This window comes from Hymenobacter segetis, from assembly GCF_054776495.1.
Genome location: NZ_BAAHBV010000001.1, coordinates 1994896 through 2015267 on the forward strand (window position 1 = coordinate 1994896; position 20372 = coordinate 2015267).

General features: G+C 59.8%; 14 protein-coding genes and 2 tRNA genes. 7 read left to right on the forward strand and 9 right to left on the reverse strand.

The window, feature by feature from the left end; all coding sequences use genetic code 11:
* Positions 1–44 precede the first annotated feature (44 nt).
* The 7 genes from ACYU70_RS08245 to mltG all read right to left on the reverse strand — a co-directional run bounded on the left by ACYU70_RS08245 (position 45) and on the right by mltG (position 5269).
* Complete coding sequence (locus ACYU70_RS08245) at positions 45–1109, reverse strand: FecR family protein (RefSeq protein ID WP_342295537.1); 1065 nt, start codon at positions 1107–1109, stop codon at positions 45–47.
* Between the two features lie 171 nt (positions 1110–1280).
* Complete coding sequence (locus ACYU70_RS08250; RefSeq protein ID WP_342295538.1) at positions 1281–1859, reverse strand: RNA polymerase sigma factor; 579 nt, start codon at positions 1857–1859, stop codon at positions 1281–1283.
* Positions 1860–2214: 355 nt separating this feature from the next.
* Positions 2215–2299, reverse strand: a tRNA-Ser gene (locus tag ACYU70_RS08255).
* A 75-nt stretch (positions 2300–2374) separates the two neighbouring features.
* Positions 2375–2461, reverse strand: a tRNA-Ser gene (locus ACYU70_RS08260).
* Positions 2462–2565: 104 nt separating this feature from the next.
* A complete protein-coding gene (locus ACYU70_RS08265) occupies positions 2566–3543 on the reverse strand; it encodes a YihY/virulence factor BrkB family protein (protein WP_342295540.1) in 978 nt (325 codons plus the stop codon).
* A gap of 6 nt (positions 3544–3549) precedes the next feature.
* The gene (locus ACYU70_RS08270; RefSeq protein ID WP_196287696.1) at positions 3550–4041 is read right to left on the reverse strand and encodes an acyl-CoA thioesterase; all 492 of its coding nucleotides are present in this window, start codon (positions 4039–4041) and stop codon (positions 3550–3552) included.
* Positions 4042–4186: 145 nt separating this feature from the next.
* A complete protein-coding gene (gene mltG, locus ACYU70_RS08275) occupies positions 4187–5269 on the reverse strand; it encodes an endolytic transglycosylase MltG (RefSeq protein ID WP_342295543.1) in 1083 nt (360 codons plus the stop codon).
* Positions 5270–5474: 205 nt separating this feature from the next.
* Between mltG and ACYU70_RS08280 the strand changes: the two genes are divergently transcribed.
* A complete protein-coding gene (locus tag ACYU70_RS08280) occupies positions 5475–6107 on the forward strand; it encodes an L-threonylcarbamoyladenylate synthase (protein ID WP_342295545.1) in 633 nt (210 codons plus the stop codon).
* A gap of 194 nt (positions 6108–6301) precedes the next feature.
* Here the strand turns inward: ACYU70_RS08280 and ACYU70_RS08285 are convergent, their stop codons facing one another.
* Complete coding sequence (locus tag ACYU70_RS08285) at positions 6302–7216, reverse strand: lysophospholipid acyltransferase family protein (protein WP_342295547.1); 915 nt, start codon at positions 7214–7216, stop codon at positions 6302–6304.
* Positions 7217–7218: 2 nt separating this feature from the next.
* Positions 7219–8088: a hypothetical protein gene (locus ACYU70_RS08290; protein ID WP_342295549.1), complete on the reverse strand. Its 870-nt coding sequence runs from the start codon at positions 8086–8088 to the stop codon at positions 7219–7221.
* Between the two features lie 172 nt (positions 8089–8260).
* On the opposite strand from ACYU70_RS08290, the gene ACYU70_RS08295 reads away from it, so the two are divergent.
* The 6 genes from ACYU70_RS08295 to ACYU70_RS08320 all read left to right on the forward strand — a co-directional run bounded on the left by ACYU70_RS08295 (position 8261) and on the right by ACYU70_RS08320 (position 20344).
* Positions 8261–8677 (forward strand): hypothetical protein, encoded by a 417-nt coding sequence (locus ACYU70_RS08295; RefSeq protein ID WP_342295551.1) that lies wholly within the window; start codon positions 8261–8263, stop codon positions 8675–8677.
* 150 nt (positions 8678–8827) lie between these two features.
* The gene (locus ACYU70_RS08300; RefSeq protein ID WP_342295552.1) at positions 8828–13276 is read left to right on the forward strand and encodes a CusA/CzcA family heavy metal efflux RND transporter; all 4449 of its coding nucleotides are present in this window, start codon (positions 8828–8830) and stop codon (positions 13274–13276) included.
* Positions 13277–13331: 55 nt separating this feature from the next.
* A complete protein-coding gene (locus tag ACYU70_RS08305; RefSeq protein ID WP_342295554.1) occupies positions 13332–14516 on the forward strand; it encodes an efflux RND transporter periplasmic adaptor subunit in 1185 nt (394 codons plus the stop codon).
* A gap of 96 nt (positions 14517–14612) precedes the next feature.
* The gene (locus ACYU70_RS08310; protein WP_342295556.1) at positions 14613–15284 is read left to right on the forward strand and encodes a WbqC family protein; all 672 of its coding nucleotides are present in this window, start codon (positions 14613–14615) and stop codon (positions 15282–15284) included.
* Between the two features lie 162 nt (positions 15285–15446).
* A complete protein-coding gene (locus ACYU70_RS08315) occupies positions 15447–18056 on the forward strand; it encodes an ATP-dependent Clp protease ATP-binding subunit (RefSeq protein WP_342295557.1) in 2610 nt (869 codons plus the stop codon).
* Positions 18057–18199: 143 nt separating this feature from the next.
* Complete coding sequence (locus ACYU70_RS08320) at positions 18200–20344, forward strand: S9 family peptidase (RefSeq protein WP_342295559.1); 2145 nt, start codon at positions 18200–18202, stop codon at positions 20342–20344.
* The last annotated feature ends 28 nt before the right edge of the window (positions 20345–20372 follow it).

The window sequence follows — 20372 nt, forward strand, 5'->3', positions numbered from 1 at the left end:
AAGGGCGGAGAGTAGTACTAGGGCAAAAGCGGAAAACCGCAAAATCAGTCGAGCCAGACGTGGTTGCCCTCGCGGCGCACACTCACATCCAACGACTTGCTGAAAGCATTCAAAAGCATATCCACATCCTGGTTGGGCACCGAGCCGGTCAGCTTCTGCTGGCGCAGGGCCGGGTTGCCCACCGTGATTTCGAGGCCATAAGTGTCCTCAAGCAGCGTGATGATTTCGGCCACCGGCGTGTCGTTGAAATCGAGGTGGCCGGTGGTCCAGGCCGCGTATAGCGTGGGGTTCACCACCCGCTTGGCCAGAGGGGCCTGCGGGGCGGCGGGGCGGTATTCCACCAGCTCGCCGGGCTTCATCAGCAGCACTTCGGTGCGGCCGGCATGCTGGTGCCGCAACTGCACCTGCCCCGATTTCAGCACCACTTTGGTCCGGCCCGGCCGGTTCAGCACGTCGAACTGCGTGCCCAGCACGGCCACATCAAGCGGCCCGGCGTGCACCGTGAATTTCACATTGGCCGGGGCGGCAGCCACGGCTTTCAGCTGCACCGGTGCAGTGTGGCGCACAGCAAAAAAGGCTTCGCCCGCCAGCCACACTTCACGGGCGTGGCCCGGCTGCCAGGTGGTGGCCAGTTTCAGCGTCGAGTTGGCATTCAGCGTCACGCGGGAGCCGTCGGGCAGGGTCACCGTGCGGTGCTCACCGGTGTGGGTGGTGTAGCTGGTCCAGGCCGAGACGGTAGGTGTGGCGTGCTGCCACAAGCCCACGCCCGCAAAACCCAGCACCAGGGCCGCCACGGCTGCGCTGGCCCAACGCCGGGCGCGCCGGCCTACGCGCAGGGCCGGCTGGGCACGGGGCACCAGCGGCGGGTGCATGGCGTGCCACAACTTGGCGGCTTCTTGCTGTTTCAGGGCCTCGGGCAGGGGCTGCGGCTGGCGGGTGGCCAGCAGTTGCAACAGCGCTACGGCTTCTTCAAACTCGGCCTGCTTGGCGGGGTTCTGAATAATCCAGTCGCGCCAAAACTGCACAGCCTCAGCGTCGTCCCCAACCACAAACGATTGGAACGACTCATCAGCCAAAAAATCCTCGGTCGAGTAAGCGGCGTATTTCATAAGCAGATGGCAGAAAGGGGCAGCGGCACAGTGCCACGTTTTGCTGCCGGGCGGGTAGTCGCTGGCAGCCCCATTCATCTCCATCACGGCCGAAGCGGCCGTTTATACTCATGTCGGCCAAAACTTTTTTTTGACTCCGCCAAAATCATTGCCATTTCGGAGCCAATTTGGCTAACCCGCCAGCTTGAAAAGCAGCACCATCGCCATTACAAGCACCTTGCGCAAAACCTGCAAAGCATTGAAAATCAGATTTCTTACTGATTGAATATTGAGTGACATCACCTCCGCGATGCGCTCGTAAGTAAACCCATCAAAAAACTTCAGATAAAGCGCCTCCCGCTGCCGCTTCGAGAGTTGGTTGAGGGCCGCCAGCAGCCGGGCACTCTGCTCGGCGTCGCCCTGCTGGGCAATCAGGAATTCCTCGTGCGAGTACGTCACCTCGAACGAATCGGTGTAGGTGGGCAGCAGGTGGCGGTGCTGCCGCAGCATCTTGGTTTCATCGCCAAGGTGCCGGCGCAGGGCTTTAAACAGGTAAGCCTTCACCACCTGCACGGCCCGCAGCCCCTCCCGCCGCCGCCACAGCTTTTGGAACAGGTTCTGGATACAGTCCTTCACCAAGTCCTCGTCGCCGGTCAGCTTCAGCCCGTAGTTATACAAGGCGTCATAGTAGTTCTCGAACAAAATAGCCAGGGCGCGGGCCTCTCCCCCCCGAAAGGCATTCCAAAGCTCCGCGCTATTCTCTTCTGTCATAGTCGGCAAGGAAATGGCTAGCACTTGTTCAGAAATGCAAGCCCCTCTAAAATATGTGCTAAGGTGGGGGTAATTATTTCGTATCGCTACAACTATACAAGTCCAAGGGACAATCTACCCAGCACTTTACCGGTTACGTTGGAAATATGCCTCGGAATGGCCTTCCCGGTAAAGCACGCGATGCAATCAGCCATACGGCTTCTTTATAAATCCGGATAAAGCAATGTTGGCGGTGGAACTGCCAAGGCGGCGGGCCCACACATGCCTATTGACTTTGGACTCCTATTGCCCCTACCCTGCGCCCTGGAAAAGCAAAAACCCCATTTCCAATCTGGAAACGGGGTTTTTCACGGTGTAGAGAGCGAGGGATTCGAACCCCCGGACCTGTTACAGTCAGCGGTTTTCAAGACCGCCGCAATCGACCACTCTGCCAGCTCTCTGGGTCAATTACTCTGGTGCGCTGTGGTTGGCAAAACAAAAAAAAGGCTTTTTCCAGCGCAGAAAAAGCCTTTTTGTAGAGAAGGGGGGATTCGAACCCCCGATACCGTTGCCGGTATAACGGTTTTCGAAACCGTCGCATTCGACCACTCTGCCACCTCTCTATAAGGCCCCCGAGTGATTGGGGAGTGCAAAAGTAAAAAGGAATCTGCTACGGTGCAGCCTCTGAGCAGATATTTTTTTTCGAGCGGCCAATCTTGGTCCTCCCCTACGGGGCTTTGGCCGCCAGCTGCTCCTGCAGCATCTGGCGGCGGCGGCCGGTCACGGCGTCCATGCTCACGTTCACTTCGAACCCGATAATCAGGGTCATACACACAAATTCGAGCCAGACCATGAAGCCTACCAGCGCCCCGATAGAGCCGTAGAAATGGTTGTAGGAATCAAAAATTCGGACGTAGAGCGTGAAGAGAAACGACACCAAAAAAATGAGCAGCGTGGCCACAATAGCCCCGGCCGACACCAGCGGCCACTTATCATGCACGGGCGGCACGAAGTAATAAATCACGCAGGTGGTGCTCAGAAACAGCCCCAGCAGCGAGCCGTAGCGGATGAGCGTGAGCACCAAATCGGTGAACCGCTCGGGCACGATTTCATAGAACACCAGCCCATCAATGAGGTAAGTGCCGAAGAAAATGCCCGCGATGGACAGCAGCAATATCAGCGCCAGCACAAAGGTCAGACCGGTGGCAATCATGCGCTTCCGTAGGTAGCTGCGGTGCTTGAACCACGGGTATTTCTTCTCAAAGGCATCGAGCAGGGCCATGATGCCGTTGGAGCTGAGCACCAGGGCCGTGCCGAAACCGAAGGAGAGCAGGCCGCCGTGCGGGATGTTCACTATGTCCTCGATGGTGCTGGCCGTGGCCGCGTACAGCTCGCGGGGCATGAAATCGGCCAGGAACTGGAGGATGTCCACGTTCAGGTTCGGCACGGGGATGTACGGAATGAGCGTGAACAGGAAAATGATGGTCGGGAACAGGGCCACCGTGAGGTTGAAGGCCATGTAGGCGGCGCGCTTTTCCAGCGAGTCGAGCCGCAGCTCGTGCAGAATGCGGTCGAGCACGTCGTAGAGCGAGGCGTGGCCGCCGGGCAGCCGCAGCCGCTTCAGGCCCACAATGGCCCGCCGGTACGGCCGTTGCTGGCGCACATCGGGGAAGCGGGCACGGCGGATGGCGGCGGGGGCTTTCATGGCGGGTTATTTCCGGAATGCGGCCGGCGCGGGCGCATCGGGCAGAATCGCGCCGGGCTTGGGCAGCACCGGGCTTTCCAAGTCGTCTTCGCTAAAATACGGGGCCAGCTGCTGCTGGATGCTTTCGGGGATGGGTACGGGCCGGCCGGTAGTGGTTTTCACGAACACCATGAGCGTGTGACCTTCGGTCAGCAGTTCCTGGGCTTCGTTGTAAATCTCATACTCGAACAGCACCCGCGTGCCTTCGGGCGGCTGGCGCAGCAGCAGGCGCACGGTCAGCAGGTCGTCGTAGCGGGCAGGGCGGCGGAAACGGGTGCGCAGCTCCCCTACCGGCATGCCCACGCCGTCGGCCTCCAGCTCTTTGTAGCTGATGCCGAGCTTGCGGAATGCCTCGGTGCGGGCCACTTCAAAATACGCCGCGTAGTTGCCGTGATAGACGTAGCCCATCTGGTCGGTTTCGGCGTAGCGCACGCGGATTTGGATGTCGGAGGTGTACATATGGTATGATTATATACGTTTTGTCATCCTGAGCGGAGCGAAGGACCTTATCACCGATGAACGATTTGCAGTAATCTACAAGAAGCGCTGATGTGATAAGGTCCTTCGCTCCGCTCAGGATGACAGACGCTTAGATGACAGCCGATTACTTAATACCAGCTCTATTTAAAGCCGCTTGATAACGCCGCGCATTGGCAATATGCTCCGTTTCATTCGTAGCAAAGGCGTGGTAGCCGCTGAAATCCTCCTTGGCGCAGAAGTATAGGTAGTTGTTGCTCTCCGGCTTCAGCACGGCGTCGATGCTGGCGATGCTGGGCAGGTTGATGGGGCCGGGCGGCAGGCCGGCGTACTTGTAGGTATTGTAGGGCGAGTCCTTTTGCAGGTGCACGTTGAGTACGCGCTTGATGGTGAAGTCGCGGTTGGCGTAGACTACTGTCGGGTCAGCTTGCAGCTTCATGCCGCGCTTGAGACGATTGAGGTACACGCCGGCGATGCGGGGGCGCTCATCGGCGTGCTGCTGCTGCTCGGCTTCCACGATGCTGGCTAGGGTGCTCACCTGGGCGCGGGTGAGGTGAAGCTTTTCGCGCTCGGCATCGCGGGCGGGGGTCCAGAATTTCTCGTACTCCTTTTTCATGCGCTGCATGAGGTTGGTGGCGGAGGTGTTCCAGTACAACTCGTAGGTGTTCGGGATGAACATGCTGAGCACCGTGGTGGTGTCAAAACCCAGGCTGCGGGTGTAGCTGGGGCTGGCCAACAGCGAGTCGATGGTGGCGGGCTTGGCATCAATCTGGGTCGAGAGCTTGTCGGCCAGCTCACGGCGCAGGCGCACGTTGGTGAAGGTGAGCTTGAGCGGCGACTGGATACCGGCTTTCAACACGTTGATGAGCTGGCGGTTGGTGAAGCCATCTTTCAGCTCGTAGCGACCGGGCTTCACGTGCTCGGGGTACTTCATCAGCTTGGCCACGAAGTGCAGCGAGAGCTTATCAACGACTACTCCGGTGGCGTCGATGGTTTTCAGGGCTGCCTGCCAGTCGTCGCCGCGATGCACGATGACGTAGGTCGGTTTGCCCTTGGTTTCGATGTTAGCGGTGAAGAACACCTGGTAGAAATAATAGGAGAAACAGACCAGCGCGAGCGTGAAAACGACGCTAACGGTGGCCCAGCGACGGCGGCGTTTCAGGGCTTGGTCGCGGTATTCGATGGCCGACTTTTTGGCGGGTTGGGACATGGGAGTTGAGAAGGGAATCGGGGGAGCGGCGCCAAAAGTACGAAGGGCGGCAACCGTAAGGCGCGGACGGCGTTTCAGTTGTTTCGTTTCGGCCGGGCGTAGTACCTTGCCCGCGCCTTTGGCCCGGTGGGTTGCCCGCCGCCGAAGGCCGTGGCCGCCGCGCCACCGCATTACGTCTCTAATTTATTAACCATCAGCCGTATCCATGCCCGCCACCCTTCTCCGCATCCACCCCGACAATCCGCCGCAGAGCCGCATTCAGCAAGCCGTTGACGTATTGCGCAAGGGGGGAGTCATTATTTACCCCACCGATACCGTCTATGGCATCGGTTGCGATGTAACCAATGCGAAAGCCGTAGAAAAAGTCTGCCGCATCAAAAAGCTCTTCCCCGAAAAGGCCAACCTGAGCTTCATCTGCTACGACCTGTCGCACATTTCCGACTACGCCCACGGCATCACCACGGAGACGTACAAGGTCATCAAAAAAGCCCTGCCCGGCCCGTTCACTTTCCTTTTCGAAGCTAGCGCCAACGCCCCCCGCTTCGGCGGCACCAAGCGCAAAACCGTGGGTATCCGCGTGCCGGATAACCAGATTATCCGCCAGCTGGTGAAGGAATTGGGTAATCCAATCGTGAGCACCTCGGTGCGCGAGGACGAAAACACCATCGACGAGTACGTGACCGACCCGGACCTGATTTTCGAGAAATACCGCCTGCTGGTAGACCTCGTGATTGATGGCGGCTTTGGCGGCAACGTCCCCAGCACCATCATCGACTGCACGAATGACGAGTTTGAGTTGGTGCGTCAGGGTGCCGGCGATATTGAGCAGTATTTGTAATCACCTGTCATTGCGAGGCCGCAGGCCGTGGCAATCCGTCCTCTTAAACCCAGACACCTCCTTTTACCAGAAAGCCCCGGCACTTCGCAGTGTCGGGGCTTTCTATTAGTGAAAAGGCTTCGTCACAACTCAAACTTGGTCGCATAGATAGTACGGATTGCCACGGCCTGCGACCTCGCAATGACAGGCGAATCCTACCGCTTGTGCTTCCACCTCCTATGAGTCCACAAATACTGCTCGGGCGAGGCGCGCATATCCGTTTCCAGTTGCCGGGCGAAGGCTTCGGTAATGGGAAATGTGCCGGCGGGCGCGCCTTTCGCGGCCCGGCCGTCGGGCAGCTCGGTGAAGGTGACTTCATAGTAGCCGCGCCGTACGCGGCGGATGCCCACGTAGAGCACGGCGCAATCGAGTTGCACGGCTAGGCGGTCGGCGCTGGTGTAAAAGCTGGTGTCCTGATTGAGGAATTGGGTCCAGTAGGGCCGGTCTTCGGGGCCGGCGGCCTGGTCGGTGAGCAGGCTGAGGGTGCGGCCCTCGCCCCGGTGAGCCACCAGGTAGCGTAGCGTGGCCAGCATGGGCACGGCATCGGCCCCGAAGCGGGTGCGCAAGCGGCGCATCAGGGTTTCAAAAAACAGGTTGTTGAGTGGCTTGTAGACCCCGGCGGCCCGGCCGGGAAATTCCAGCGCCGCGCCGTTTAGAATCCACTCCCAGTTGCCCATGTGCGAGCCCAGCGAAAGCACCAGCCGGTTTTCGGCGAAGTGGCGCGTCATCAGCTCCGGGTTGGTGAAGCGCATTCGCCGGCCCAATTCTTCCGGTGAAATGGCGGCCAGCTTCAGAATCTCGACCACCACCTGGGCAAAATGCCGGTAGAACGCCTTGCCGGTGCGCTCGATTTCAGCCGGCGTTTTCTCCGGGAACGAATTGCGCAGGTTCTCCGTGACCACGCGCCAGCGGTAACGCACCACGTAGGCCAGCAGGAAATAAATTACTTCGGCGAATAAATAAAGTACCGTCAGCGGCAGATGCGCCAAGCCCAGCAGCAGCCACCACAGCGGCTCGAAGTACCAGGCGTAGGGCCGGCCGGTGGTGGCGATGGTTCCTTTAGTGGCCATGCTTAGCGGGGCACGGCAGCGCCGGCGGGCGCGTATTCGGCGGCGGAGTGCTCGCCGATGGCGCGGTGGCCGGCTATCAGTTTCTTATTGCCGGGGCCGCCGTACACTTCTACGAACAGCGTGAACGGGCCATCGGGCAAGGGCCCCATAGGCAGCTGCCCGGCAATGCTGGTGGGGCGGCCGCTCTGGGGCGTGAGGGTGGCGTCGGCGTCGGCAGCCGAGCCGTCGGGGGTAGTGAGGTGGTAATGCACGCGCAGGGCCTGGCCCACGGGGGCGTTGTGCAATTCAGTGTAGAAGAATACATTGTCCGCTCCACGACCGTAGCTGCCGCCGGGGGCGCGGGTGAGCCGGTAGCCGCCCCGGGCAAAATTATCGTCGCCCCCACTTTTAGCGGCGGGTCGCGAAAGCAGCACCACATCCGATAGAAATGGGCCGGCGGGCGCTTCCAGTACCAGCGGTTTTTCTACGGTGGTTTCGCCGCCCGCGCTGCGGTATTGGTCCTTTACGGTGCCGCGCAGGGTGTATTTGCCATCAGGCAGCAGGATGCGCTTGAGGAAGCTCTGTGGGTTTTTGATGGCAATGGTGGTGTCGGTAAGCACCGGTGGCTTCAGGGTGATGACTTCGTGGTAGGCCGAAGTGCCGTCGGCTTTCAGGATATCAAGCGTGACGAGGGCCGACGACTGGAACGCCTTGGGCGCGCGCTGCCGGTACTGCAGCGACTGCGTGGGCACGGTCACGTAAATTTCCACTTCGGCGCCCTTCTCCACCTTATTGAGGTTGCGAAAGCGAGCCACGTCGAGCAGCAATTGCGGCGGGCCAGCCTGGGCAGCCAGCGTGGCGAAAGTGGCGAGTAAGGTGAGGAGGTAGCGCATAGGGCAAAAGTACGGCGGGAGAAAAGGACGGATTATCCGTTGTTGTCAGGTTACGGGCATATGCAGAACCGTGCCGTTCTTTGCGGGCCGAAAGCCACCTGACCGGCACAAGATTCATTAAATTCGCCGGTCGTCACAAACTTTCGCCCCGCCCGTTCGTTTCTCTCCTGATATGCGCGCACCGCTGGCCTTCTTTCTGGGAATACTGATGCTGCTGGGCAGCTTCGTGCCCGAGAATGACCTGGGCGAGCTGGCCAAGCTGCCGCAGCTGGTCGAGCACTACGAATACCACCATTCGGCAGCGGGCGGTGGGCTGAATTTTGGCCAGTTCATCGCCGAGCACTACGGGGCGGGCACCAAGCACTACGCTGGCTGCACCCTCTCGCCGCGCCACCAGCAAGACCACCACAACCTGCCTCTGCGCTGCCACCACGGCTGCGTCACGCTCAGTTTTGTGGTGGCACCAGTCACGCGACTGGTATTCGTGGCCCGGCCCGAAACGGCTGTTGTGCCGACGTACCGTGCCGCCATTGCGCCGCGCTACGCCTTCAGCTTCAGCACCTCGCTGGGCCAGCCGCCCCGAGCCTAACCCACCCGCGCCCCCGGACGCAGTGTGCCCGCGCCTAAACTGGCCCCGGTACCCAAACTCCGGCCCCTCCCCTCTCTTATTGGATTATTAGCGCCTCCCCGGGCCGGCTTTTGGCCGCGTTCGGGCCGGGCCGCATTGCACCGTATTCGTATGATTTCGGCGATTATTAATTTCAGCATCCGCAACAAGCTGCTGGTGGGTTTGATGCTGGCGGGCCTCATTGCCTGGGGCGGATTTTCGGCCGCCAGCCTGCCACTCGACGCCATTCCGGACGTCACCAACAACCAGGTTCAGGTCATCACCCAAAGTCCCGCGCTGGCCGCACAGGAAGTCGAGCAGCTCATCACCGTACCGCTCGAACTGCAGTTGCGCACCATCCCGGGCGTGACGGAAATCCGGTCCATTTCCCGCTTCGGACTGTCGGTGATTACCGTGGTGTTTGAGGAAGACGTGGACACCTACCACACCCGCCAGCTGGTGGCCGAGAAGCTGAAGGTGGCCGAAGCCGACCTCGGCCAGGGCCTGGGCGCGCCGGGTATGGCTCCTATCACCACCGGCCTGGGCGAGATTTATCAGTACACCATCAAAGTCAAAAAGGGCTACGAGAAGCAGTACGGCCTTGCCGAGCTGCGCGAAATTCAGGACTGGCTGGTGAAGCGCCGTCTGGCCGGTGTGAATGGCGTAGTGGATGTGAGCAGCTTCGGTGGCTACGTGCGCGAGTACGAGGTGAGCGTGGACCCCACCCGCCTGGCCGGTGCGGGCGTGAGCATGGCCGAGCTTTACGAAGCCCTGCAGGCCAACAACGGCAACGCCGGCGGCAGCTACCTGGAGCGCGGCCCGCGCGCGTTTTTCATCCGGGGCGAGGGCCGGGCCACCTCGCTGCAGGACATCGGCAACATCGTAGTAAAACCTATGGCCCGGCCCGGCCAGGGCGGCGCGCCGCTGCTGGTGCGCGATGTGGCGGCCGTGCGTTTCGGCCACGCCGTGCGCTACGGCGCCATGGACCGCGACGGCCTCGGCGAAACCGTGGGCGGCGTGGTGCTCATGCTGAAAGGCGCATCTTCGGAAGCCACTATCAAAAACGTGAAGGCGCGGGTGGCCGAAATCCAGCAATCAATGCCCGAAGGCCTGGAAATCGACCCGTTTCTCGACCGCACCAAGCTGGTGGACAAGGCCATTCACACGGTAGTTAAAAACCTGATTGAAGGCGGCATTATCGTGGTAGTCGTACTGCTCCTACTACTCGGCAATCTACGGGCCGGGCTGGTGGTGGCGGGCATGATTCCGCTGTGCATGCTCTTCGCGCTGGGCATGATGCGGACCTTCGGCGTATCGGCTAACCTCATGAGTCTGGGCGCGTTGGACTTCGGACTCATCGTGGATGGCGCCGTGATTATCGTGGAGGCCGTCATCGCCCACCTGCTACACGAGCGTCTCAAAGCCGCCCACGAAACCATGGACGACATCACCGAAGGCGTGACCAACCGGCTCATGAAATCGGCCCTGTTCGGCCAGCTCATCATCCTGATTGTGTACCTGCCCATCCTCTCACTCACCGGCGTGGAGGGCAAGATGTTCCGGCCCATGGCCCTTACGGTGAGCTTCGCCATTCTGGGAGCCATGATTATGTGTCTGACCTACGTGCCGGCCGTCACGGCCTGGGCGCTAAAGAAGAATATCAGCGAAAAGCCTAACCTGGCCGACCGCATTGTGGGCTTTCTGCACAAGCTGTACGACCCCATTATTCGGGCGGCGCTGGGCGCGCGCTGGCTGGTGGTAGGCGTGGCCGTGGGGCTGCTGGCGCTGGGTGGCTTCGTGTTTTCGCGGCTCGGTGGCGAGTTCATTCCGCAGCTCGATGAGGGCGACTTTGCCATGAACGTGACATTGGCCCCGGGCTCTTCTTTGGACGAAAGCATCCTGCTCACAAGCCGGATTCAGCGCATCCTGAAGAGCAAATTCCCGGAAGTGCTGCAAGTAGTGGGCAAAATCGGCACCTCGGAAATCCCCACCGACCCCATGTCGCTGGAAGATTCCGACCAGATGATTATCCTGAAAGACCACGCCGAATGGACCAGCGCCAGCACCCGCGAGGAGCTGGCCAATAAGATGCAAGCTGCCCTGGCCGGCGTGCCCGGCGTGAGCCTGGAGTTCCAGCAGCCCATCCAGATGCGGTTTAACGAGCTGATTTCGGGCGTGAAGTCGGATGTATCGGTGAAGATTTACGGCGACGACCTCGACGTGCTCAAAGCCAAGGCCGATGAGGCCGCCGTCCTCATCCGCCCGCTACAGGGTGTGGGCGACATTAAAGTGGAGCAGATTATTGGCCTGCCGCAGTTGCGCGTGATGTACGACCGCGCCAAGCTGGCCCAGTATGGCCTGCGCGTGACGGACCTCAACACGCTGCTGCAAACCGCTTTCGCAGGCCAGACCACCGGACAAGTGTACGAAGGCGAGCGCCGCTTCGACCTCGTGCTACGTCTTGACTCGCTGCACCGCCGCGGCCCCGACGACCTCAACCAACTCCTCGTCTCGCTGCCCGACGGCAACCAGATTCCCCTCAGCGAAGTGGCCACCGTAGCCCTGAAACCCGCCCCGGCTCAAATCTCCCGGGACGATGCCCGCCGCCGCGTCAATATTGGCGTGAACGTGCGCGGCCGCGACGTGCAAAGCCTCGTGCAGGATATTCAGGGCAAGCTGAAAACCGGCCTGCGCCTGCCGCCCGGCTACAGCATCACCTACGGCGGCCAGTTCGAAAACCTGAACCACGCCAAGGCCCGGCTAGCCATCGCCGTACCGGTGTCGTTGGTACTGATTTTCATGCTGTTGTTCCTGGCCTTCCGCTCGGTGAAGGAGGCGCTGCTGATTTTCACGGGCATTCCGCTGGCGGCCATCGGCGGCGTGCTGGCGCTGGGAATCCGGGGGATGCCATTCAGCATTTCGGCGGGCGTGGGCTTTATCGCGCTGTTCGGCGTAGCCGTTTTGAACGGCATTGTGCTGGTTGCCAGTCTAAATGAGCTGGCCACGGCCGGCGTGTGCAAAATCCGCGAGCGGGTGCTGCGTGCTACGGAGGAGCGATTCCGGCCGGTGCTGCTCACGGCTTCGGTGGCCTCGCTGGGCTTCCTGCCAATGGCCTTGTCAAATTCGGCCGGCGCGGAAGTGCAGAAGCCGCTGGCCACCGTGGTTATCGGTGGACTGATTACCGCCACGCTGCTCACACTGGTGGTGCTACCGGTGCTCTACACCTTCTTCGTGGATGATGACGAGCCCAGCCCCGAAGTAGCCGCCGAAGAAGCTAAAGAGGCGAAAGTCAAGGCCGAAACCGGCGAAGCCTCAAAGTTGGGCAACTCAGACGCTAAAGATTCTGGAGTGGCAGGTGCTTCAACAGTAGCTTTCCTACTGGTAGCCCTAACTGCTCTGCTGCCTGCCACTGCCCATGCCCAAAAGGCCCCTACGGATACCCCACTCAGTATCTCGCAGGCCCTGAGCACCGGCCTAGCCCAAAGCCCGCTGGTGCAGGCCGCCACCTTGCAGGCTCAGCAGCAACAGGCCCTCACCCGCACCGGCTACGACCTGCCGCGCTTGGTGTTCGACTACCAATACGGCCAGATTTCCGGCCCGCTGGCCGACCACAGTTTCAACGTGCTGCAGCAGTCGGCCTTCCCCACCGTATATGGGGCACAGCGTCAGGTGCTGCAAACCACGGCCGAGGCCGGCACCATCCGCGCCCGCGCCCAGCGCCGCGAGCTGGCCCGCAGCATCCGTTCGGGCTACTATAATCTATTGGTGACTTACCGCCTTGTGGCGCTGCTGCGTCGGCAGGACAGCCTCTACCAGCGCGCCGCCCGCGCCGCCCGCATCCGCTACCAGGTGGGCGAAACCAACCGCCTGGAGCAGGTTTCGGCCGAAGCCCGCGCCCGCGAGCTGCAAAACCGCCTCGCCACCCTCCGTTCCGAGCTGCTGGTGCAGCGTCGCCAGTTGGCCCTGCTGCTGGGCCAGCCCGGGCTGGCCAGCATCGACACCACCGCCAGCCCCCGCGCCGTGCTGCTGCCCGCCGATACGGCCACCCTTACGCCCGCCACCAACCCCACGCTGGCGCTCTATCAGCAGCAGCTCACCCTCAGCCAGCAGCAAACCAAGCTCGAAAAGCTCCGCCGCCTGCCCGACCTGCGCGCCGGCTACTTCAACCAGACCATCAATCAGGAAAAGAGTTTCCAGGTGGCGCAGGCCGGTATCGCGGTGCCTTTAATAGGTGGCGCGCAGCGCGCCCGCATTGCTGCCGCCAAAATCGGCGAGGAAGCCGCCCAGGTGCAGCTGGCCTATGCAAATACGCAATTTGGCACCCAGCTCAGCACCCTACGCCAGCAGTTGGCCCGCGCCCAGGCTTCGCTGCTTTATTATGAGAACTACGGGTTGCCACAAGCCCGCCTTATCCTCGACACCGCCGAGAAAAGCCGCCGCGCCGGCGATATCGAGTACGTGGAATACGTGGTGAACACCCAGCCCGCTTGGCAGATTCAGGAAGCATATTTCGAGCAACTCCGGCAGTACAATGAGCTGGTGGCCAATATCCAGTCCCTGGCCGGGGCAGATTCGCAATAAGCCGTCGTGCAGCAAACTGCGAAATACGAAGGCAAAAAATATCACGAAACATCTCATGAAATCCCTCCCCTACATCGCCCTGCTCCCCTTCCTCATCGCCTGCGGTAGCAAAGCCGAAAACGCCGCCGATAAACCCGCCACGTCCCCACCTCGCGCTCCAAACGAAGTTTTCCTCTCCAAAGCCCAGATGCAGGCCGCTGGCATCGAGCTTGGCACCTTCACCCGGCGCGACCTCGGCACCGAAGTGCAGGCCACCGGCCAGATTGATGTGCCGCCAAGCCACCGGGTCTCCGTCACGGCAATCATGGGCGGCTATGTGCAGCAACTCCCCATCCTGCCCGGCCAGCACGTTTTACAGGGCAGCGTACTCGCCACCCTCCGCAATCCCGATTACCTCAAACTCCAGCAGGATTATCTCCAAAGCCAGGCCCGCATCGTATTCCTAAAACAGGAAACCGCCCGCCAGCAGGTTCTCAACGACGAAGACGTAGGGGCGCGCCGCAAGCTCCAGCAAGCCACCTCCGAGCTGCGCACCGAGCAGGCCGCCGCCGGCAGCCTCGCCGCCCAGCTTCGCCTCATCGGTCTGAAGCCCGAGCGCATCACCGCCACTAACATTAAGCCCAGCGTGCCGCTCATCGCGCCCATCGGCGGCTTCGTGAAAGCCGTGCTGGTGAACCCCGGCCAGTTCGTAAACCCGCAGGACGTGCTCATTGAGCTCGTCGACCGTTCCGACCTGCATCTTGAATTAAAAGTCTTCGAGCGCGACATCGCCAAAGTGAAAGTTGGTCAGGACATCCTGTTCCGCGTGCCAGCCCAGGGTGCCAGCGCCCAGCCGCTGCCCGCCACCGTCTTCCTCGTCGGCAAAGCATTCGACGACGACGGCCGCACCGTGAGTGTGCACGCTCACCTGCACGAAACCGGCCCCGATGCCGCCGCTACCGCCGCCTTACTACCCGGCCAATACGTCAGTGCCCGCATCCTCACCGGCCGCACGCCCCAGCGCACGCTCCCAGAGGATGCCCTCGTACCCGGCGGCGAAGTCAGCTACGCTTATTATCAGGTGAAATCTGATGCCAAAGGCAGCACCTTCCGCCGCTTCAGCCTCCGCCCCGGTGCCACCGACCAGGGCCAGGTAGCCGTGCGCCCGCTGGATAAGCTGAGCGATACCACGCACTTGGTTATCAAAGGAGCCTATTTTATCGATGCCGAGCGCAGCAAAGGCCAGGGTGGCGACGAGTAGAGACGCATATTTGCGTCTCGTCGTTGAACGGAATCAGCGCACGATTTCTGCCCGCCTTGTTCAACGACGAGACGCAAATATGCGTCTCTACCGCCCATGATTCTCCTCACCGAACTCCACTACCACCCGCCGGCTGCCCTCTTCGCCGAGCTGCTCCGCGCCGACAGCATCCTGCTCGAAGCCCACGAGCACTACCGCAAGCAAACCTTTCGCAACCGCTGCCTCATCCGCACGGCGCAGGGCGTGCAGCCGCTCACCGTGCCGGTTATTGATGGCAACCGGGCCGAAAAGGTCAGCGTTTCCGAAATCGAAATCGACTACCGCCAGAACTGGATTCACCGGCACTGGCGCACGCTGCAAACCGCCTACGGCAATAGCCCCTATTTTGAGTTTTATGCCGACTATCTGCGCGATATTTACGTAAGTAAACCTGCGTTGCTTTTTGACCTAAATCAGCAATTTTTACGTTTACTGTTGAGGTGTTTCCGCATCACCCTGCCCCTACACCTCACCACCGAATACCACGCCCACTACCCCGCGCAACCTTCTGCCGAGAATTCCGCTCTTGCTACTACCCAGCTTATCGCTGACCGGCGCGACTGGCTGACACCCAAAGCCGCTACCAAAACGCCCGAACCTGACACTCCGGCAGCCTCTGCCCTAGTGCGGCCCTATCCGCAGGTGTTTGGCCCAGGTTTTGAGCCCGGCCTGAGTGTGCTGGACCTGCTGTTTTCGCAGGGCCCGGCTGCCGGCCGCTATTTGCAGTAACCCGTAGATTTCGGCCGACGTTAGGTTAATTAATGCCGGGCCGCAAATTTAGTCCGAACCTTCGCCCGAACCGGCTTGTTTTCAAGTCACATCGGCCCAACCCGTTATTCGTGTTACTTGCCCGACGCGGGGCTTATTTGATTTTTCACTACGTTTATTGGCATGGAAGCTAAATTCTCAAACCGCGTCAAAGAGGTTATTTCCCTCAGTCGGGAAGAGGCCATCCGTCTCGGCCACGACTATATTGGTACCGAGCACCTTTTGCTTGGTATGATTCGGGAGGCCGAAGGCACCGCCCTTGGCCTGCTGCGCAAGCTGGGGGTGAGCATCGATGAGCTGAAATTCTCATTGGAGCAAGCCACCCGCAACACCGCCACCCAGGGCACCAGCATCACCGGCTCGATTCCGCTTACCAAGCAAACCGAGAAGGTGTTGAAAATCACCTATTTGGAGGCTAAAATCTTCAAATCCGAAATCATCGGTACCGAACACCTCCTGTTGTCCATCCTGCGGGACGAAGACAACATATCTTCCCAAATTCTCAGCAAATTCAACGTGAACTACGAAACTGTGCGCGACTCGCTGGATTACCACGGTAACGCCGGCGCGGCCCCGCAAAACCGCACGCCCGATACGGACGACGACGACAACGACAAACTCTTTGGCTCGTCGGGTCCCGGCGGGCGTGGTGCCGGCACCGGCGCTGGTGCCAAGAAGCCTGGCGAAAAATCGCGCACCCCGGTGCTCGATAACTTTGGCCGCGACCTCACCAAATTGGCTGAGGACGACAAGCTCGACCCCATCGTGGGCCGCGAAAAAGAAATTGAGCGCGTGGCCCAAATCTTGAGCCGGCGCAAGAAAAACAATCCCATTCTCATCGGTGAGCCCGGTGTAGGCAAAACGGCCATCGCCGAAGGCCTCGCCCTGCGCATCATCCAGAAAAAAGTAAGCCGCGTGCTCTTCAACAAGCGCGTTGTTACGCTTGACCTCGCGTCGCTGGTGGCTGGCACGAAATATCGTGGCCAGTTCGAAGAGCGGATGAAGGCCGTGATGAACGAGCTGGAAAAGTCGCCCGACGTAATCCTGTTCATTGACGAGCTGCACACCATCGTGGGTGCCGGCGGCGCTTCGGGCTCGCTGGATGCTTCGAATATGTTCAAACCAGCTTTGGCTCGCGGCGAGATTCAATGCATCGGTGCCACCACACTGGACGAGTACCGTCAGTACATCGAGAAAGATGGTGCCTTGGCCCGTCGTTTCCAGATGGTGATGGTGGACCCCACCACGCCCGAGGAAACCATCGAAATCCTGCACAACATCAAGGACAAGTATCAGGACCACCACCATGTGGTTTATACTGATAAGGCAATTGAGCAGTGCGTGATGCTGTCGGACCGTTATATGTCCGACCGTTTCCTGCCGGACAAGGCCATCGATATTCTTGATGAGGCCGGTGCCCGCGTGCACATCAACAACATCGTGGTGCCCGAGGACATTCTCACGCTCGAAGAGCAGATTGAGAACATCAAAGGCGAGAAAAACCGCGTGGTGAAATCGCAGAAATACGAGGAAGCCGCCAAGCTCCGCGACACCGAGAAGAAGCTTCTGGACCAACTCGAAACGGCCAAAAAGTCGTGGGAAGAGGAAACCAAGAAAAAGCGCTACACGGTGAAAGAGGAGAACGTGGCCGAGGTTATTGCCATGATGACCGGCATCCCCGTTTCGCGCGTGGCCCAGAACGAGAGCCAGAAACTCCTCAACATGAATGAGGAGCTGCAAGGCAAAGTAATTGGACAGGAAAAAGCCATCAAGCAGCTGGTGAAAGCCATTCAGCGCACCCGCGTTGGCTTGAAGGACCCCAAGAAGCCGATTGGCTCGTTCGTATTCCTCGGCCCGACGGGTGTGGGTAAGACGGAATTAGCCAAAGTATTGGCTACCTACCTCTTCGACAAAGAAGATGCGCTGGTGCGCGTTGACATGTCGGAATACATGGAGAAATTCAGCGTATCGCGCCTGGTTGGCGCGCCTCCCGGCTACGTGGGCTATGAAGAAGGCGGCCAGCTGACGGAGAAAATCCGTCGCAAGCCGTACTCGGTTATCCTGCTCGACGAGATTGAGAAGGCGCACCCGGACGTGTACAACCTGCTCCTGCAAGTGTTGGACGACGGTATCCTGACCGATGGCCTCGGCCGCAAGGTGGACTTCCGGAATACCATCATCATCATGACCTCGAACATCGGGGCGCGTGATTTGCAGGACTTCGGCGCAGGCATCGGCTTTGGCACTAAGGCCCGTCAGGAGAATATGGATGAGTTGACCAAGGGTACCATCACCAATGCCCTGAAGAAGACCTTCTCGCCCGAATTCCTCAACCGTTTGGATGACGTTATCGTCTTCAACTCGCTGGAGAAAAAGGACATCCACAAAATCATCGACATCAGCCTCAGCAAGCTCCTCTCGCGGGTGCAGGCCCTCGGCTACCGTGTCGAGCTGACGGAAGCCGCTAAGGACTTTGTGGCTGACAAAGGCTACGACCCTAAATACGGTGCCCGTCCGCTGAACCGCGCCATCCAGAAGTATATCGAAGACCCGATTGCTGAGGAAATCCTCAAAGCTCAGGTTGTGCACGGCGACGTTATTACGGCCGACTATACCGAAGGTGCCGAGGAGTTGACCTTCGCCGTGAGCAAGAGCGGCGAGGCCCAGAACCTCGCCAGCGATGAGCGCCCGGCTGAAACGCCGGAAGCGCCCGACGCGGACGCGAAGAAATAAGCAGCAACATCTGCTTTAGCTTGTGATTATTAAAAAAGGCCGGTTCCTGAAAAGGAGCCGGCCTTTTTTGCTATCTGCCTAGTACCTTGCATCTTGATTTCGACCATTATTGTTGAGATTTTGGCAGTCTTACTCCCTTATTCATGAATTTTCTGCAAAGAGCGGCCCTCGCCGGGGCCGGTGCGGCTATTACCAGCGGCGCGATGGCACAGTCGGCCCCGGTGGCTCCCATCAAGCCCAAGGTTTTTACTGATTTTGGCATCACCCGGACTGACAATTACTACTGGCTGAACCAGCCGACTGACCCGACCGTCCTCAAATACCTGGAGGCGGAAAACGGCTACTACGACCAGCAAATGGCCGGGGCCAAAGAAAACCAAAAGAAGCTGGCTCAGGAAATCAAAAACCGCATCAAGCAGGAAGATTCGTCGGAGCCGTACCGCGACAACGGCTACTACTATTATTCGCGCTACGAGTTTGCGTCGGAATACCCAGTGTATTGCCGCAAGAAGGGCAGCGTCATCAACCCGGAGGAAATCCTGCTGAACGGCGACGAAATGGGCACCGGCCAGGCCTATTTCCAGATTGGCGACTGGGCCGTGAGCGACAACAACCAGCTACTCGCCTTTTCGGTGGATACCGTGAGCCGCCGCCTCTACACGCTGCGCTTTAAGAACCTCGCGACCGGCAAAAACTACCCCGAGCGCATTGCCAACACCGGCGGCGAAGTGGTGTGGGCGGCCGATAACAAGACGGTTTTTTACACCAAAAAGAACGTGACCACGCTACTGCCCTACCAGGTGTACCGGCACGTGCTGGGCACCGACCCCAAGGGCGACGCGCTGGTGTATGAGGAGCGGGACAACACGTTCAACGTGCACGTGAACCGCTCGAAATCACGCAAATATATTGGCATTGAGCTGGTCAGCTCGCTGTCGTCAGAGTACCGCTACGTGGAGGCCAGTGCGCCCACGGAGCAGCCCAAAGTATTTGCGCGGCGCGAGAAAGACCATCTTTATCAGGTAGAGCATCTGGGCGATAAGTTTTACATCCGCACCAACTGGCAAGCCCCCAACTACCGCCTGATGACCACGCCCGTGGCCACCACCGGCAAAACCACCTGGACCGATGCCCTGACCCGTCACCCCGAAATATTCCTCGACAACTTCGAGCTGTTCAAGGATTTCCTCGTGCTGAATGAGCGCAAGGGCGGCCTGCGCCAGCTGCGCGTGGTAAGCATGAAGGACAAGCAGGAGCACTACCTTCAATTTGAGGAGCCGGCCTACACCGCCACCATCGGGGTGAACAAGGAGATGGACACGCCGGTGCTGCGCTACAACTACACCTCGCTCACTACGCCGCCGTCCATTTTTGAGTACGACATGGGCACCCGCACCAGCACGCTACTGAAGGAGCAGCCGGTGCTGGGCAACTACAACAAATTCGACTATGTGACGGAGCGCGTGTTCGTAAAATCGCGCGATAACAAGTTCATCCCCATGTCTATCGTGTACAAGAAGGGCACGAAGCTGGACGGGAGCGCGCCGCTGCTGCAATACGCATATGGCTCCTACGGCTTCTCGCAAGACCCCACTTTCAGCGCCGCCCGCCTGAGCTTGCTGAACCGGGGCTTCGTGTACGCGCTGTGCAACATTCGCGGGGGCCAGGAAATGGGCCGGCAGTGGTTTGAGGACGGCCGGATGCTACACAAAATCAACAGCTTCAATGATTTCATCGACTGCTCCGATTACCTGACCAAGCCGCACGAGGCCACCGTGGGCAGCGCCAAAGTCAAACAACAATTTACTTCCCCAGCTACCCTATTTGCCATGGGTGGCAGCGCCGGCGGCCTTCTCATGGGCGCGGTGCTCAATATGCGCCCCGACCTCTACAAGGGTGTTATAGCCGCAGTGCCATTCGTGGATGTGGTCACGACGATGTCGGACCCCAGCATCCCACTCACCACCAGCGAGTACGACCAATGGGGCAACCCCGCCGAGGAGGAATATTTCAAGTACATGCTTTCGTATTCGCCTTATGACAACGTGAAGCGCCAGGCTTACCCCAACATTCTCGTCACCACCGGCTTGCACGACTCGCAGGTGCAGTATTTCGAGCCCGCCAAGTGGGTAGCTAAGATGCGCGCCATGAAAACGGACAAGAATCTGCTGCTGCTGCACACCGACATGGCCGCCGGCCACGGCGGAGCCTCAGGCCGCTTCAAGTCGATTGACGACACGGCGCGGCAGTATGCGTTTATGATGATGCTGTTGGGCAAGAATTTGTAGCGTGTTTGTCATGCTGAGCGCAGTGAAG

Coding starts and splice junctions, on each gene's coding strand:
- ACYU70_RS08305 (WP_342295554.1), top strand. CDS start 13,332: ATGAAATCCCTCCCCTACATCGCCCTGCTCCCCTTCCTCATCGCCTGC.
- ACYU70_RS08245 (WP_342295537.1), bottom strand. CDS start 1,109: ATGAAATACGCCGCTTACTCGACCGAGGATTTTTTGGCTGATGAGTCG.
- ACYU70_RS08290 (WP_342295549.1), bottom strand. CDS start 8,088: ATGCGCTACCTCCTCACCTTACTCGCCACTTTCGCCACGCTGGCTGCC.
- ACYU70_RS08285 (WP_342295547.1), bottom strand. CDS start 7,216: ATGGCCACTAAAGGAACCATCGCCACCACCGGCCGGCCCTACGCCTGG.
- ACYU70_RS08315 (WP_342295557.1), top strand. CDS start 15,447: ATGGAAGCTAAATTCTCAAACCGCGTCAAAGAGGTTATTTCCCTCAGT.
- ACYU70_RS08265 (WP_342295540.1), bottom strand. CDS start 3,543: ATGAAAGCCCCCGCCGCCATCCGCCGTGCCCGCTTCCCCGATGTGCGC.
- ACYU70_RS08300 (WP_342295552.1), top strand. CDS start 8,828: ATGATTTCGGCGATTATTAATTTCAGCATCCGCAACAAGCTGCTGGTG.
- ACYU70_RS08270 (WP_196287696.1), bottom strand. CDS start 4,041: ATGTACACCTCCGACATCCAAATCCGCGTGCGCTACGCCGAAACCGAC.
- mltG (WP_342295543.1), bottom strand. CDS start 5,269: ATGTCCCAACCCGCCAAAAAGTCGGCCATCGAATACCGCGACCAAGCC.
- ACYU70_RS08320 (WP_342295559.1), top strand. CDS start 18,200: ATGAATTTTCTGCAAAGAGCGGCCCTCGCCGGGGCCGGTGCGGCTATT.
- ACYU70_RS08250 (WP_342295538.1), bottom strand. CDS start 1,859: ATGACAGAAGAGAATAGCGCGGAGCTTTGGAATGCCTTTCGGGGGGGA.
- ACYU70_RS08280 (WP_342295545.1), top strand. CDS start 5,475: ATGCCCGCCACCCTTCTCCGCATCCACCCCGACAATCCGCCGCAGAGC.
- ACYU70_RS08310 (WP_342295556.1), top strand. CDS start 14,613: ATGATTCTCCTCACCGAACTCCACTACCACCCGCCGGCTGCCCTCTTC.
- ACYU70_RS08295 (WP_342295551.1), top strand. CDS start 8,261: ATGCGCGCACCGCTGGCCTTCTTTCTGGGAATACTGATGCTGCTGGGC.